The organism is Paenibacillus sp. FSL M8-0142 (assembly GCF_038597315.1).
Lineage (GTDB): Bacteria > Bacillota > Bacilli > Paenibacillales > Paenibacillaceae > Paenibacillus_AQ > Paenibacillus_AQ lactis.
In genome coordinates, this window is sequence record NZ_CP152008.1 from 6,490,281 (window position 1) to 6,506,114 (window position 15,834).

Annotated in this window: 9 protein-coding genes, 10 tRNA genes, 3 rRNA genes and 1 other RNA gene; all 23 read right to left on the minus strand. The window is 51.8% G+C overall.

The window, feature by feature from the left end:
- Positions 1 to 192 precede the first annotated feature (192 nt).
- A tRNA-Lys gene (locus NSQ46_RS29290) sits at positions 193 to 265 on the minus strand.
- Positions 266 to 272: 7 nt separating this feature from the next.
- Positions 273 to 358: transfer RNA gene (locus tag NSQ46_RS29295), tRNA-Tyr, on the minus strand.
- A 12-nt stretch (positions 359 to 370) separates the two neighbouring features.
- Positions 371 to 443, minus strand: a tRNA-Phe gene (locus NSQ46_RS29300).
- Positions 444 to 534: 91 nt separating this feature from the next.
- Positions 535 to 611, minus strand: a tRNA-Asp gene (locus NSQ46_RS29305).
- Between the two features lie 10 nt (positions 612 to 621).
- Positions 622 to 697: transfer RNA gene (locus NSQ46_RS29310), tRNA-Thr, on the minus strand.
- A 26-nt stretch (positions 698 to 723) separates the two neighbouring features.
- A tRNA-Val gene (locus NSQ46_RS29315) sits at positions 724 to 799 on the minus strand.
- A 9-nt stretch (positions 800 to 808) separates the two neighbouring features.
- Positions 809 to 885, minus strand: a tRNA-Met gene (locus NSQ46_RS29320).
- Between the two features lie 33 nt (positions 886 to 918).
- Positions 919 to 1,010: transfer RNA gene (locus NSQ46_RS29325), tRNA-Ser, on the minus strand.
- A 210-nt stretch (positions 1,011 to 1,220) separates the two neighbouring features.
- Positions 1,221 to 4,147 (minus strand): 23S ribosomal RNA (locus NSQ46_RS29330).
- 183 nt (positions 4,148 to 4,330) lie between these two features.
- Positions 4,331 to 4,406, minus strand: a tRNA-Ala gene (locus NSQ46_RS29335).
- A 26-nt stretch (positions 4,407 to 4,432) separates the two neighbouring features.
- Positions 4,433 to 4,509: transfer RNA gene (locus NSQ46_RS29340), tRNA-Ile, on the minus strand.
- Positions 4,510 to 4,518: 9 nt separating this feature from the next.
- A 5S ribosomal RNA gene (gene rrf / locus NSQ46_RS29345) occupies positions 4,519 to 4,635 on the minus strand.
- A gap of 138 nt (positions 4,636 to 4,773) precedes the next feature.
- Positions 4,774 to 6,327 (minus strand): 16S ribosomal RNA (locus NSQ46_RS29350).
- The 16S, 23S and 5S rRNA genes sit together here with 10 tRNA genes alongside, the layout of an rRNA operon.
- 365 nt (positions 6,328 to 6,692) lie before the next feature.
- A complete protein-coding gene (locus NSQ46_RS29355; protein WP_007133123.1) occupies positions 6,693 to 6,959 on the minus strand; it encodes a pro-sigmaK processing inhibitor BofA family protein in 267 nt (88 codons plus the stop codon).
- A 49-nt stretch (positions 6,960 to 7,008) separates the two neighbouring features.
- A complete protein-coding gene (locus NSQ46_RS29360) occupies positions 7,009 to 7,299 on the minus strand; it encodes a DUF2508 family protein (protein ID WP_028407137.1) in 291 nt (96 codons plus the stop codon).
- A 339-nt stretch (positions 7,300 to 7,638) separates the two neighbouring features.
- Entirely contained in the window at positions 7,639 to 8,238 is a 600-nt protein-coding gene (gene recR, locus NSQ46_RS29365; protein ID WP_007133125.1) for a recombination mediator RecR, read from the minus strand.
- Positions 8,239 to 8,263: 25 nt separating this feature from the next.
- Positions 8,264 to 8,575: a YbaB/EbfC family nucleoid-associated protein gene (locus tag NSQ46_RS29370; RefSeq protein ID WP_007133126.1), complete on the minus strand. Its 312-nt coding sequence runs from the start codon at positions 8,573 to 8,575 to the stop codon at positions 8,264 to 8,266.
- Positions 8,576 to 8,617: 42 nt separating this feature from the next.
- Positions 8,618 to 10,345, minus strand: a complete 1,728-nt coding sequence (gene dnaX / locus NSQ46_RS29375) for a DNA polymerase III subunit gamma/tau (RefSeq protein ID WP_007133127.1) — start codon at positions 10,343 to 10,345, stop codon at positions 8,618 to 8,620.
- Between the two features lie 392 nt (positions 10,346 to 10,737).
- An RNA gene (ffs, locus tag NSQ46_RS29380) (signal recognition particle sRNA large type) lies at positions 10,738 to 11,004 on the minus strand.
- Positions 11,005 to 11,121: 117 nt separating this feature from the next.
- A complete protein-coding gene (gene rpmE / locus NSQ46_RS29385) occupies positions 11,122 to 11,319 on the minus strand; it encodes a 50S ribosomal protein L31 (protein ID WP_028406562.1) in 198 nt (65 codons plus the stop codon).
- Between the two features lie 266 nt (positions 11,320 to 11,585).
- On the minus strand, positions 11,586 to 12,863 hold the full coding sequence (locus NSQ46_RS29390; protein ID WP_007133128.1) for a radical SAM protein: 1,278 nt from the start codon (positions 12,861 to 12,863) through the stop codon (positions 11,586 to 11,588).
- A 35-nt stretch (positions 12,864 to 12,898) separates the two neighbouring features.
- A complete protein-coding gene (gene rho, locus NSQ46_RS29395) occupies positions 12,899 to 14,224 on the minus strand; it encodes a transcription termination factor Rho (protein WP_007133129.1) in 1,326 nt (441 codons plus the stop codon).
- A gap of 173 nt (positions 14,225 to 14,397) precedes the next feature.
- Entirely contained in the window at positions 14,398 to 15,657 is a 1,260-nt protein-coding gene (locus NSQ46_RS29400; RefSeq protein ID WP_007133130.1) for a UDP-N-acetylglucosamine 1-carboxyvinyltransferase, read from the minus strand.
- Between the last annotated feature and the right edge of the window lie 177 nt (positions 15,658 to 15,834).

The following is a 15,834-nucleotide window of genomic DNA, read 5'->3' on the forward strand; positions in this document are numbered from 1 at the left end:
GATGTCCCCACCACTTTATCGTTTTTTCTTATTTTAGCACACGAACCGCCGGGAACGACAATTTCATGCCGGAAGCCTCCACAAATCACGGGAAAGCTTACCCTTCCCGTCCAAGCATCGCTAGCCTCATTTTCTAAACAAAATAGGAGAATATAACAAAAAAGCCGCCAACAATGTTGACGACTTTTGAGATGAGCCATGAAGGACTCGAACCTTCGACACCCTGATTAAAAGTCAGGTGCTCTACCAACTGAGCTAATGGCTCGTAATACTGGTGGAGGATGATGGATTCGAACCACCGAACTCGTACGAGAACAGATTTACAGTCTGCTGCGTTTGGCCACTTCGCTAATCCTCCAAAATATAAAGGTGGCTCGGGACGGAATCGAACCGCCGACACGAGGATTTTCAGTCCTCTGCTCTACCGACTGAGCTACCGAGCCATATGTAATTGGCATAAAAATAAAGTGCGGAGTGTAACACTTCCCACTTTAATCTGTGGAAACCGATTCACTTTTATGCTGGTAAATAAAATGGCGGAACTGACGGGATTCGAACCCGCGATCTCCTGCGTGACAGGCAGGCATGTTAGGCCTCTACACCACAGTTCCGCATTTTAGATGGTGCCGGCGAGAGGACTTGAACCCCCAACCTACTGATTACAAGTCAGTTGCTCTACCAATTGAGCTACACCGGCGCATATAAGGACGCACAAAATATTCATGGTGGAGGCTGAGGGGATCGAACCCCCGACCCTCTGCTTGTAAGGCAGATGCTCTCCCAGCTGAGCTAAGCCTCCGAATATGTATGGTAGCGGCGGAGGGGATCGAACCCCCGACCTCACGGGTATGAACCGTACGCTCTAGCCAGCTGAGCTACGCCGCCATAACAAATTCCTATGCATTCAAGTTATATCAATGGCGGAGAGAGAGGGATTCGAACCCTCGCACCGCTTACGCAGTCTAACCCCTTAGCAGAGGGTCCCCTTATAGCCACTTGGGTATCTCTCCATCATAACTTATTATGCAGTTTCAGAGATTGAACCCTGAAAACTAGATACGAAACGTCTTTGCGTTGTTTAGAATCCGTAGCGTTATCCCTTCAGATCCTCAGATCTTTCCGGGCCCCGCCAAAGTAATCGGAATCAGCTTCGAAGCTCTTCTTCACTTTGGTGGGTTTATGTTCATGCTTCCGTAGCGAGCTTTACTTCGTAAAGCTTTTAGGATAAGCCCTCGACCGATTAGTATTGGTCAGCTCCATGCATTACTGCACTTCCACCTCCAACCTATCTACCTCGTCGTCTTCAAGGGGTCTTACATACTGGGAAATCTCATCTTGAGGGGGGCTTCACGCTTAGATGCTTTCAGCGCTTATCCCGTCCGTACGTAGCTACCCAGCCATGCTCCTGGCGGAACAACTGGTGCACCAGCGGTACGTCCATCCCGGTCCTCTCGTACTAAGGACAGCTCCTCTCAAATTTCCTACGCCCACGACAGATAGGGACCGAACTGTCTCACGACGTTCTGAACCCAGCTCGCGTACCGCTTTAATGGGCGAACAGCCCAACCCTTGGGACCTACTTCAGCCCCAGGATGCGATGAGCCGACATCGAGGTGCCAAACCTCCCCGTCGATGTGGACTCTTGGGGGAGATAAGCCTGTTATCCCCAGGGTAGCTTTTATCCGTTGAGCGATGGCCCTTCCATGCGGTACCACCGGATCACTAAGCCCGACTTTCGTCCCTGCTCGACTTGTAGGTCTCGCAGTCAAGCTCCCTTATGCCTTTGCACTCTTCGAATGATTTCCAACCATTCTGAGGGAACCTTGGGGCGCCTCCGTTACTCTTTAGGAGGCGACCGCCCCAGTCAAACTGCCCGCCTGACACTGTCCCCGTACCGGATCACGGTACCAGGTTAGAACCTAGATACGATCAGGGTGGTATCCCAACGTCGCCTCCACACAAGCTGGCGCTCATGCTTCAAAGGCTCCCACCTATCCTGTACAGATCGTACCCAAATCCAATATCAAGCTGCAGTAAAGCTCCATGGGGTCTTTCCGTCTTGTCGCGGGTAACCTGCATCTTCACAGGTATTAAAATTTCACCGGATCTCTCGTTGAGACAGCGCCCAAGTCGTTACGCCATTCGTGCGGGTCAGAATTTACCTGACAAGGAATTTCGCTACCTTAGGACCGTTATAGTTACGGCCGCCGTTTACTGGGGCTTCGGTTCACAGCTTCGGAGTTACCTCCTAACCGCTCCCCTTAACCTTCCAGCACCGGGCAGGCGTCAGCCCGTATACTTCGCCTTGCGGCTTCGCACAGACCTGTGTTTTTGCTAAACAGTCGCTTGGGCCTTTTCACTGCGGCCCCCTCGGGCTATTCACCCTACCGAGGCACCCCTTCTCCCGAAGTTACGGGGTCATTTTGCCGAGTTCCTTAACGAGAGTTCTTCCGCGCGCCTTAGAATTCTCTTCTCGCCTACCTGTGTCGGTTTGCGGTACGGGCACCTTCACCTGACTAGAGGCTTTTCTTGGCAGTGTGAGATCATGACCTTCGCTACTGTAATTTTCACTCCCCATCACAGCCCAGCCTTACGATGTGCGGATTTGCCTACACATCAGCCTCACTGCTTGGACGGACATCCATCAGTCCGCGTCACTACCCTCCTGCGTCACCCCATCGTTCATAACGGTTTACGGTGGTACAGGAATTTCAACCTGTTGTCCTTCGACTACGCCTTTCGGCCTCGCCTTAGGTCCCGACTTACCCTGAGCGGACGAGCCTTCCTCAGGAAACCTTGGGCTTTCGGCGGATCAGATTCTCACTGATCTTTTCGTTACTCATACCGGCATTCTCACTTGTATGCTGTCCAGCGCTCCTTACGGTACACCTTCAACCTACATACAACGCTCCCCTACCCCTGATGCAAGCATCAAGCCATAGCTTCGGTGGTGTGTTTAGCCCCGTTACATTTTCGGCGCAGAGTCACTCGACCAGTGAGCTATTACGCACTCTTTAAATGGTGGCTGCTTCTAAGCCAACATCCTGGTTGTCTGTGCAACTCCACATCCTTTCCCACTTAACACACACTTGGGGACCTTAGCTGATGGTCTGGGCTGTTTCCCTTTTGACAATGGATCTTAGCACTCACTGTCTGACTCCCGGATATAAGTCTATGGCATTCGGAGTTTGACTGAGCTTGGTAACCCTTGCGGGCCCCGCACCCAATCAGTGCTCTACCTCCACGACTCTCAATTCCGAGGCTAGCCCTAAAGCTATTTCGGGGAGAACCAGCTATCTCCGAGTTCGATTGGAATTTCTCCGCTACCCCCACCTCATCCCCGCACTTTTCAACGTACGTGGGTTCGGGCCTCCAGTGCGTGTTACCGCACCTTCACCCTGGACAGGGGTAGATCACACGGTTTCGGGTCTACGTCCACATACTAAGTCGCCCTATTCAGACTCGCTTTCGCTGCGGCTACGGCTTCTCGCCTTAACCTTGCATGGGAACGTAACTCGCCGGTTCATTCTACAAAAGGCACGCCATCACCCCTATAACGGGCTCTGACTTCTTGTAAGCACACGGTTTCAGGTTCTATTTCACTCCCCTTCCGGGGTGCTTTTCACCTTTCCCTCACGGTACTGCTTCACTATCGGTCGCTAGGGAGTATTTAGCCTTAGCAGATGGTCCTGCTGGATTCATACGGGGTTTCACGTGCCCCGCACTACTCGGGATCCGTCTCGGAGGGTTCACATTTTCGATTACAGGGCTTTTACCTTCTATGGCCGGCCTTTCCAGACCTGTTCGTCTAATCTAAACCTTTGTAACTCCATGTGAGACGTCCCACAACCCCAGAGAGCAAGCTCTCTGGTTTAGGCTGTTCCGCGTTCGCTCGCCGCTACTGACGGAATCACTCTTGTTTTCTCTTCCTCCAGGTACTTAGATGTTTCAGTTCCCTGGGTATGCCTCCTCGCATCCTATGTATTCAGATACGGGTAACTGGCTATTACACCAGCTGGGTTTCCCCATTCGGACATCCCCGGATCGAAGCTTGCTTACAGCTCCCCGAGGCAGTATCGTTGTTCGCCACGTCCTTCATCGGCTCCTAGCGCCTAGGCATCCTCCGTGTGCTCTTAGTAGCTTAACCTTATGCTACTTTTATTGAAACTTGTTTTGACACAAGTTCAGCTAAAAGGATATTTCTAAAACGCAAATTCGTTTCGTTATCTAGTTTTCAAGGATCAATGCCAGTCTTTCGACCGGAAGACTATCTTACCACAACCTCCATCACAGTACAACCTGCAATTTATGGAAGCGTTAAGAATAAATATGGTGGAGCCAAGGGGGATCGAACCCCTGACCTCCTGCGTGCAAGGCAGGCGCTCTCCCAGCTGAGCTATAGCCCCATATTAGGAAGTATATAAAGTTGTTATGGTGGGCCCTAGTGGACTCGAACCACCGACCTCACCCTTATCAGGGGTGCGCTCTAACCAGCTGAGCTAAGGGCCCATATCATACGCTTGGCAACGTCCTACTCTCCCGGGACCCTTCGGTCCAAGTACCATCGGCGCTGGAAGGCTTAACGGTCGTGTTCGGTATGGGAACGCGTGGAACCCTTCCGCCATCATCACCAAACGTATGTATGAAAGGATTGACCTCTCAAAACTGACCAACGAGTGAGTTGGTTGACTTTACTTCGTAAAGCCTATTTATCCGGCAGCTTGCGCTGACCGTATTTGTACCGCTTCGCTACGGAAGCGAGGTACTCCATAGAAAGGAGGTGATCCAGCCGCACCTTCCGATACGGCTACCTTGTTACGACTTCACCCCAATCATCTACCCCACCTTCGGCGGCTGGCTCCCTTGCGGGTTACCCCACCGACTTCGGGTGTTGTAAACTCTCGTGGTGTGACGGGCGGTGTGTACAAGACCCGGGAACGTATTCACCGCGGCATGCTGATCCGCGATTACTAGCAATTCCGACTTCATGCAGGCGAGTTGCAGCCTGCAATCCGAACTGAGACTGGCTTTTTAGGATTGGCTCCACCTCGCGGCTTCGCTTCCCGTTGTACCAGCCATTGTAGTACGTGTGTAGCCCAAGTCATAAGGGGCATGATGATTTGACGTCATCCCCACCTTCCTCCGGTTTGTCACCGGCAGTCACCTTAGAGTGCCCACCCAAAGTGCTGGCAACTAAGATCAAGGGTTGCGCTCGTTGCGGGACTTAACCCAACATCTCACGACACGAGCTGACGACAACCATGCACCACCTGTCTCCTCTGTCCCGAAGGCCGCCTCTATCTCTAGAGGATTCAGAGGGATGTCAAGACTTGGTAAGGTTCTTCGCGTTGCTTCGAATTAAACCACATACTCCACTGCTTGTGCGGGTCCCCGTCAATTCCTTTGAGTTTCAGTCTTGCGACCGTACTCCCCAGGCGGAATGCTTAATGTGTTAACTTCGGCACCAAGGGTATCGAAACCCCTAACACCTAGCATTCATCGTTTACGGCGTGGACTACCAGGGTATCTAATCCTGTTCGCTCCCCACGCTTTCGCGCCTCAGCGTCAGTTACAGCCCAGAGAGTCGCCTTCGCCACTGGTGTTCCTCCACATATCTACGCATTTCACCGCTACACGTGGAATTCCACTCTCCTCTTCTGCACTCAAGTTCCCCAGTTTCCAGTGCGTCCCGAAGTTGAGCCTCGGGTTTAAACACCAGACTTAAAGAACCGCCTGCGCGCGCTTTACGCCCAATAATTCCGGACAACGCTTGCCCCCTACGTATTACCGCGGCTGCTGGCACGTAGTTAGCCGGGGCTTTCTTCTCAGGTACCGTCACTCTCATAGCAGTTACTCTATGAGACGTTCTTCCCTGGCAACAGAGCTTTACGATCCGAAAACCTTCATCACTCACGCGGCGTTGCTCCGTCAGGCTTTCGCCCATTGCGGAAGATTCCCTACTGCTGCCTCCCGTAGGAGTCTGGGCCGTGTCTCAGTCCCAGTGTGGCCGTTCACCCTCTCAGGTCGGCTACGCATCGTCGCCTTGGTGAGCCGTTACCTCACCAACTAGCTAATGCGCCGCAGGCCCATCCTCAAGTGACAGATTGCTCCGCCTTTCATAACTCTGCCATGCAGCAGATTTAATTATCCGGTATTAGCTACCGTTTCCGGTAGTTATCCCAGTCTTGAGGGCAGGTTGCCTACGTGTTACTCACCCGTCCGCCGCTAACCAACGGTTTCCCGAAGGAAACCATTAGTCCGCTCGACTTGCATGTATTAGGCACGCCGCCAGCGTTCGTCCTGAGCCAGGATCAAACTCTCCAATAAGGATCATCCGAGGATGATCGATTGAAAGAGCGATTAAGCTCATTTAGAAAAACTGACGAGAATTCGTTCAATTCTCATTTATGCTTCACCATCCGACAAACCGAAGCCTGTCCAATGATGCCGCAATGGATTTTACAAGTAAAATCCTCACTCACTCGTTGTTCAGTTTTCAAAGATCAATCAGTGTTTCTTTTCGTCATCCGCATCTCAGCGGCGACTTTTATAATATATCATACTAGCTTGCTATTGGTCAAGACTTTTTTTGAATTATTTCATAACCAATCTTTGTCTTGCCATCCACCCTGCTAGCAACCCGAATCAAACGGGCGAACATTAATGTATCATAGATTCGAGCGCCGCGTCAACTACCCAAATATCGTTAATTTTAATCCGATCAGCAGAGCAACTCCCGGCAGCCCCAATATCATAACCGTACCAATGGTCATCGGATTCAGCGGTATATAGACTTCCGTAAAGATCCCTGAGAAATTCACGACGTAGATCCCTAGTGCAGACAAGGCCAGATGCGCACCGAATACCGTCATCCAACCAAAACCGAGCTTCCTCCGAAAGATGATATAAACGAGCAGCAGTAATGATATGCACAGCACAGCTAGAACAATCAGCTTCATCTAAGTCCAACTCCTTTCCTCTTAATCGATCCTCGGGTTGCGCCTACCTTTACCCGTTCCCCCGCTGCTGTTCAAGCTTCTGCATAAATACAGAGTTAATATTCAACTGCTTAGCCTGTTTTAAATTCATCTGATACTTCCGTTCTGCCGCTTCCAGCATATAGATGGCGTAATCAATCTGATCCTGTCCTGTCGCCTCCTGGAACATCATATGTGCCCGCTCCCATTCCATCTGGGACTTGCGGACGTCCATAAACACATGCCACATCCGCTCCTGCTCCTCAGCCGTTATATATACTTCCTGTTCGTCTTTCTTCGCTGGTCTCCACCATACTCTCATCTGGCTCACCCCTTCGTTATTGGTCACAGCTTGATCAGACCGTCTGTAACATTCATATAAAGGGGAGGACAAACTTAGAACATAAACCTGCGAGCACTTGAACAAGCCATCTTCGGTAACCAGCCTAATTACATAAAAAAAGCGAGCATCCGGTTTAAACCGGATACCCGCCTGTATTAAAATCGCAACAATCCAACGGGAGAGACCCCTTAGGGACCCCTCCCGTTAATTTGGCATGTGTAACTAACGCTCTGCAGCTTCCGCCTATTTAAGGCTAAATGGCACCATGACATTTTGGATGAACCTGCAGGCTGACAGCCATAATAATAATGTATGAGGTCAATTCAACTCGCGCCGTCCCTCAAGTGCCTTGGATAGCGTCACTTCATCCGCATACTCCAAGTCACCGCCGACAGGCAGCCCATGCGCGATCCGGGTTACTTTAATATCAAAAGGACGAACCAGTCGCGATATATACATCGCCGTGGCTTCCCCCTCGATATTCGGGTTCGTTGCCAGAATCAGCTCCTTCACCCTTTCATCGCTAAGCCGGGTGAGAAGTTCTTTCAAGCGGATTTCATCCGGCCCGATCCCCTCCATTGGCGATATCGCTCCATGCAGCACATGATAGTAACCGTCAAACTCCTTCGTGCGCTCCATAGCCACTAGATCCTTCGCATCCTGCACGACGCAAATCACGGATGCGTCCCTCGTCTTGTCCTGGCATACCCGGCACGGATCCGTATCCGTAATGTTGCAGCATACCGAGCAGTAATGCAAATTCCGCTTGACGCTCACCAGCGCTTTGGCAAAATCAATGACATCGTCTTCCTTCATATTCAAAACGTGAAAAGCCAGGCGGGCAGCCGTCTTCGGCCCCACACCCGGCAGTCGCGTAAAGGCGTCGATGAGCTTCGCGATCGGTTCGGGATAGTACAAATGTAACTACTCCTTCTAGGTTAGATTAGAACAAGCCCGGGATTTTCATGCCGCCTGTGAATTTGCCCATGTCTGCATTAGCCAGCTCTTCCGCTTTCGCAAGCGCATCGTTCACCGCGGTCAATACCAAGTCCTGAAGCATTTCCACATCATCAGGATCAACGGCCTCCGGCTTGATGTTAATGGACAGAATTTGCTTATGTCCGTTAGCCTCTACCGTAACAACGCCGCCGCCGGAAGTGCCTTCCACCTTTTTCGTGGCGAGTTCTTCCTGTGCCTTCAGCATTTGCTCCTGCATTTTCTTAACCTGCTTCATCATTTGGTTCATATTATTCATGAGTCATCTCTCCTTCATATAGGGTGCACGCGATTAAGCGTACTAGTCTTTTATGACAACGAGGTCTTCACCAAAAAGCTGGATCGCCTCATCAATCCAAGGTTTTTCTCCGTTCTCTCCGGCCTCTTCATGCTCCAGCTTCAGCTCTTCGGCCTGGGGCTTTCCTACGCCCTCCACCGCTTCACTCCAGTCCCGGAGCATCATCGTAACGAGCCTGTACGGCTTGCCGAGGCAAGACTCCAGCACACTCTCGATCACCTGCTTGTTGGCCGGCTTCTCGGTCGTTTCGCGGTGGATGTTGTTTTTAAACCCGACAAGCACATTGTCTTCCCATACGGAGACCGGCTCCCCATCCATCAGCCAAGCATGGACCGTAACCTTCGTTTCCTTAACATTCTGCAAAATCTGCGGCCACTGCCGCTGCACGGCAGTAAAGGCCTCACTGCTTCGGGAAGCGACATACTGATCCATATGCTGCGGTATTTTGGCGGTGGACGCTACCTTCGGCGCTGGCGTTCTTGCCGGCTTGGCAGCTTCACGTCCGGCACCAGCAGGCACTCCGTTCTGCATGACACGCTCCAGCTTCTTCTCCAGCGCGGCAACCTGCTGCTTCAGCTTGGCCACCTCGCCCGCGTCAGCAGCACTGCCGGCTTGCGCGGAGCTCTGAGCCGAAGCTCCTGCCGATTGAGCGATGCCCGATAACTTCAACAGAGCGACTTCAAACAGCGTCTGCGGCTGCGAAGCGTACTTCATCTCCCCCTGATAGCGGTTCAGCGTATCGATCATCTGAAACAGCTCTTCACGGCTAAAGGCGCCTGCCATCTCTTGAAACTCCGCCGGATTCAGCACACGATCCGTCAGCTTGTCGGCATCCGGAACCATCTTGATCATCAGCAGGTCGCGGAAATAGTACAGAAGGTTCTCCATGCACTTGTCAGCGCTCTTCCCTTCCTGCATGAACTGCTCCACGATCTGCAGCACGAGTCCCGCATCGCCCTGCTTCAGGGCTGCGGCCAATCGGCCGAACTGTTCGGAGGCGATGCCACCCGTCATGTCCAGCACCTGCTGATAGGATACCGTGCCGCCGGTAAAGGAAGCGATCTGGTCCAGGATGCTCAGCGCATCGCGCATCCCGCCGTCGGAAAGTCTGGCAATATACGAGAGCGCCTCGGGCTCAGCCGTAATCCCTTCTTCCGTACAGATCCGCTCCAGCCGACCCGTCTGCTCATCAAGCGAAACTCTCCGGAAATCAAACCGCTGACAACGCGAAATAATGGTGGCAGGAAGCCGATGCGGCTCCGTGGTGGCCAGTATAAACATCACATGTGCCGGCGGCTCCTCGAGCGTCTTCAAGAGCGCATTGAACGCTTCTGTTGTCAGCATGTGTACTTCGTCGATAATATAAACCTTGCGCCGCACCTCAGTTGGTGCATATTTGACCTTCTCCCGCAAATCCCGGATTTCTTCAACGCCGCGGTTGGAAGCCGCGTCGATCTCTTGGACATCCATGACAGCTCCTGCGGTTATTCGCCGGCAGGCTTCACATGTATTGCAGGGTTCCTCAGCCGGACCATGCTCACAGTTCACGGCTTTGGCCAAAATTTTAGCGGCACTGGTCTTACCTGTGCCCCGCGGACCGCTGAACAGGTAGGCATGGGACACCCGCTGCTCGCGAATAGCATTCTGCAGGGTTTGGATGATATGCTGCTGGCCCACCATGTCGCTGAACGACTGCGGCCGCCATGCACGATATAGCGCGATATGTTCCACTGTGCTTTACCCTCTTTCAACTTCCACTTCACGTTGTTTTTCGAACGGACGGATCCATCATCCGGACTAACCCGTATCGAAAACATACGCGCATCGTTGTTTGCTACTTCGATTCATCAGACCAACGCATCAACAGCCATCAGCTGACGGATATTATTATACTACATTCTATACTACTTTCCCCTGCCTTAGCAAAACGTTTAATTGGAAATCTTTATCCAAATTAATCGACATGGATCGACGCACAGAACATGTTCTAGAATTGCACGCCGTACCTGGAAAAATACCATTTCTTCCACTGGATATCCTTACAGAGCTTCATCGTCTATTCATCCACTAACCAAAAACACCCTTGCCTTAGGCAAGGGTGTTAGAGTAGATGCTATGTAATACCGTGCACCTGTTATTGATAATTGCGATCCGAGCGGCAATCCTGAACAGCAACTCGGGCTAGGCACTCCTCCGGCACAAGAGCGGGCTTGCTTATGGCTGCTTCCTTCCGGACCTGACCAGGTTCACAAGTGCTCATTGCGGAGGACCCAACCGTCAACATTGTGCGCAGGGACCAGCCTCACATCGACAATACCTCTAACAGGAATTCAACCTCGCTACAGCGGATTGCGAGTTACAGGGCACCGCTACCTCCCCATCTAGCACGGCGAACTTTAGTATAGCGCATGGGCACCAAAAATGCAACCGACGGAAGAAGTTGTTAACCCCCGCCCTGCCATAATAAAACAAAAACCCTTCGGCCAGTAAAGGCGAAGGGCTTGTTATTAGATACCGTATTTCTTTTTGAATCTATCAACACGACCGCCAGCATCCAGGAATTTCTGCTTACCTGTGAAGAACGGGTGACAGTTAGAGCAAATCTCGACACGAAGATCCGGCTTTACAGAACCTGTTTCGAACGTGTTACCGCATGCGCAGGTTACTGTAGTAACGTGATATTTCGGTTGAATCTCTTGTTTCATTATACCTTTCACCTCTTTCCGCCCTGAGCCTCATGCGGACCCAGAGTTATATGGACACATAAAATCAGTATATCACGGCATTTTTCATTGCGCAATAGCCCGCACACAAATACTCAGCCAAGCCCAAAACTGGATCCAGGACCTGATTTTAGGAGATCCTCGCAAACATGCTTGCTCAAGCATCGTTTTTAAGCAGCGTTTACGAATGGCTTACCATCCTTCATCTACGAACAAGATGGACAAATCTCTACCGACAGCTACATTAATTAGCTCATTAAAGGCTTTTTCTTAGGCCGCGCCTGACCGGCGGGAGGAACATGCGTGTAGGAACCGATCACGACATCAGGCAGCTCGGCCTGCATAATTTCAATGGCTTGCTTCATCCCAAGAATCTCTCCCCGTGCCGGAGGAATCAGCTCAAGATAGCTCTCCGGATCAATGTTCAGATTCCGAAGCTGAATGAGACGAAGTCCGGTACGGCGGGCAAACTCGATCATCGCTTCAAGCTCTTCCTCGCGATCCGTTACGCCAGGGAAGATCAAGTAGTTGATCGACGTATACACGCCTTGATCGGATGCGTAGCGCAAAGATTTTTCCACATTAGCCAATGTGTAGGCCCGCGGCTTGTAGTATGCGTTATAGTGATCATCCAGCGCACTGATCGTACTTACCCGCATAAGATCAAGCCCTGCATCGACAATGCCGCGGATAAAGTCGGTCAGACCCGCATTTGTATTGATATTGATATAACCCATGTCGGTCCGGGAACGAACCTCTCTCATTGCCTCGATAATGATCTTGGCCTGCGTGGAAGGCTCACCTTCACAGCCTTGGCCGAAGCTGATAATTGAATCCGGCGTCTTGAGATGCTCCATCATAACCTGCACCAGCTCATCCACCCGTGGTCGGAAGTTCATCCGCGTCTGAGGCGCAACGAAGCCGCTGTCATCCGGTTGTTCCGATATGCAGCCAAAACAGCCCGCATTGCAGGAATAGGATACCGGCACAGCGCCCTCCCAGCGATTCAGGAAGGTGTTGGAGGCGGTAAGGCATTCATACCCGAGCGCACAATTCGAGAGATGCTCGTACAACCGGTTATCAGGATACTTCTCGGTCAGCCGCTTTACTCCAAGCTCAAGCTCATTCAGATCGCAATTAACCGGATTCCACTTCTCCGGATCATCGGACAGCCGGGCCGTTGTATAGAAGGCTCCGTCTTTCCACACGACGGCGGAATATCCGAAGAGCGGGAGCTTGTATTCCTTGTCGGTCTTTACATACCCAGGCAGGCACAGGCGGGTAAAGCCCTGCGGAAGCAGAGCACCTACCGCGGTATAGCCCTCCTCCAGCGGCAGCATCTCACCGCTCTCGGGATCCATTCCGATGGCGCGGGTGTTCGGCAGTCCGACCAGCGTTGCCCCTTCCGGCAATGGAATTAATTCATCCTCCAATATTTCAACGATCATATCTGCGCTGCGGGCTAACCCGAACAGCTCGGGATGATCATAGACGTTTCCTTGTTCATCTGCGTAAACCAAATACATGTTGATCTCCTATTCTCCGGCTTTCGTACTCGGGATTAGCTTTGAGGGGCAGCCGTCTGCGATGCACGGGACGGACGTCTGGCCGGATTGCCCGAGCTGCCCGATCCGCTGCTGTTCGCACTGACATCAAATGCTGCCAAAAATTCCGCGTTGTTTTTGCTGTCACGCATTTTTTTCAAGAAGCCCTCCACGAAATCGGCCGAATCGTTCATGTTCTTACGAATGGCCCAGATCGTATCCAGCTCCTCCTTGTTCAAGAGCACTTCTTCACGCCGTGTGCCCGAGCGGCGAATGTCGATTGCCGGGAAAATACGGCGCTCCGCAAATCGGCGGTCCAAATGAAGCTCCATGTTTCCTGTACCCTTAAATTCCTCGTAAATGATATCATCCATGCGCGAGCCGGTATCGACCAGCGCAGTTGCCAGAATCGTCAGGCTTCCGCCTTCCTCCACGTTCCGTGCCGAACCGAAGAAACGCTTCGGACGATGGAACGCCGCAGGATCAATACCACCGCTAAGCGTTCTGCCCGATGGCGGGATGACCAGGTTGTAGGCACGGGCAAGACGGGTGATGCTGTCAAGCAGGATCACGACATCCTTCTTATGTTCCACCAAGCGCAATGCACGCTCGAGCACCAGTTCAGCCACTTTAATATGGTTCTCCGGCAGCTCGTCGAACGTGGAAGCAACCACCTCTCCCTTGACTGAGCGCTGCATGTCCGTTACTTCCTCCGGACGTTCGTCGATAAGCAAAACAAACAGTTCGATATCTGGATAATTGGTTGAGATGCTGTTGGCAATTTCTTTTAAGAGGAGCGTTTTCCCTGCTTTGGGCGGTGCCACAATCAAACCGCGTTGTCCTAGACCTACCGGTGCGAGCAAATCCATGATTCGGGTGGACAACTGATTAGGGGATGTTTCGAGAACAAGCTTTTCTTGCGGGTATAGAGGAGTCAAGGCTGGAAAGTGCAGTCGTTCTGCCGCTACCGCAGGATTCTCGCCGTTGACGGCATTCACCTGAAGCAGACCGAAGTATCGTTCATTCTCTTTAGGCGCCCGGCATTTGCCTGAAACCAGATCACCGGTACGCAGATCGAATTTGCGGATCTGGGATGCCGAAATATAAATGTCTTCCGTGCTCGGCAAGTAATTGATCGGTCTGAGAAATCCGTAGCCCTCCGGCAAGATTTCAAGCACGCCCTCCATGAACATTAAACCGCTCTGTTCAGCCTGGGCCCGAAGAATGGCAAAAATCAGTTCCTTCTTCTTCAACTGCCCGTAGTACGGAATCTGGTATTTCTTGGCCAGCTTATATAGATCCGTTAGCTTCATGCCTTCCAAATCGGATATTTGTAAATCCATTTAATAACCACCTATTCAATTTTTTCGTGTCTTTTCACGTTCAAGCCTTCAATATGATTGTAAAAAAAGTCTATCATTCTATGAGTTACTTTACACTTTACTAGATAAGCATTACCCAAATTAGAGGGAGATATGCAGTAAAGACGGCATATTTCCCTCATCCTGGGTGAAAATTATTCTTCTTCGGTCTCGCGCCATACGTCGGCCCCGAGCATGCGGAGGTTCTCGACCAAATGGTCGTAGCCGCGGTCAATAAATTGTACGCCGCTGACCTCGGTTACGCCCTCCGGCACCGTAAGCCCGGCAATGACCAACGCCGCGCCGGCACGGAGGTCAGTCGCTTTGACCTTCGCTGCATTCAGCGGGCCTCCTTCGATAATCGCGGAGCGTCCCTCCACACGAATCTTGGCGCCCATCCGAATCAGTTCCGGCACATGCTTGAACCGGTTGCTATATACAAAATCACTAAGAACGCTGACTCCCTCGGCTTGCGTAAGCAGACTGGTCATCGGCGACTGCAGATCTGTTGCGAATCCGGGATAAATCAGGGCTTTAACATCCACGTGATTGTATCGGTCTTTGCCGATTACGCGGATGCTCTCATCCAGCTCCTCGATGCCGACGCCCATCTCGATCAGCTTCGCGGTTAACGCTTCCAGATGCTTCGGAATAACATTGTCGATGAGAACATCGCCGCGAGTGGCGGCAGCGGCAATCATGTAGGTGCCGGCTTGAATCCGATCCGGGATAATCGAGTGACGGCAGCCGTGCATTTCCGTAACGCCTTCAATCCGGATTGTCTCCGTTCCGGCGCCTTTAATGACGGCTCCCATTGAGTTTAGAAGGGTAGCAACATCTATGATTTCAGGCTCTTTGGCCGCATTTTCGATAATTGTGGAGCCTTTGGCTTTGGCAGCCGCCAGCATGATATTAATCGTCGCGCCGACACTGCTTACATCCAGGTAGATCTTAGCGCCCCGCAGCTCCTTGGCATGCAGATGAATGGAACCGTGCTCATTCGTCACGGTTGCGCCAAGCGCTTCAAACCCCTTGATGTGCTGGTCGATCGGGCGAGGTTCAAAATTACAGCCGCCCGGCAGGCCGATCACGGCTTCTTTAAATCTTCCAAGCATAGCACCCATCATATAATAGGAGGCGCGCAGTTTCTTCACGGGTCCGTTGGGCATCGGAATAGACTTGATATCAGAAGGGTCGATTCTCATCTGATTGCCTTCCCATGATACCTCTCCGCCGATATCTCTCAGCATTTCGGCGTACACCGCCACGTCGCTGAGCAGCGGCAAGTTATCGAGTATGACTTCTGAATCCGCCAGGATTGCGGCAGGAATTAACGCTATAGCACTGTTCTTGGCACCGCTGATGGTGACTGTGCCTCGCAGTGGGCGTCCACCGCTGATCATCAATTTTTCCATAAGCTTTCGGGTCCCCCTACATCACTTCGCAGCCGGAAATGGTTCTGATGGCAGTCGTTCGTAAGTAAATGAAAAGGAAAGTGCACCGCAAGAAAACCGGTGCCTTTCCAATTCAAGGTGCAGCATAAGACAGCCTAAACATATATCTTAGATGATTCCAAATCTACTGTTATAGCC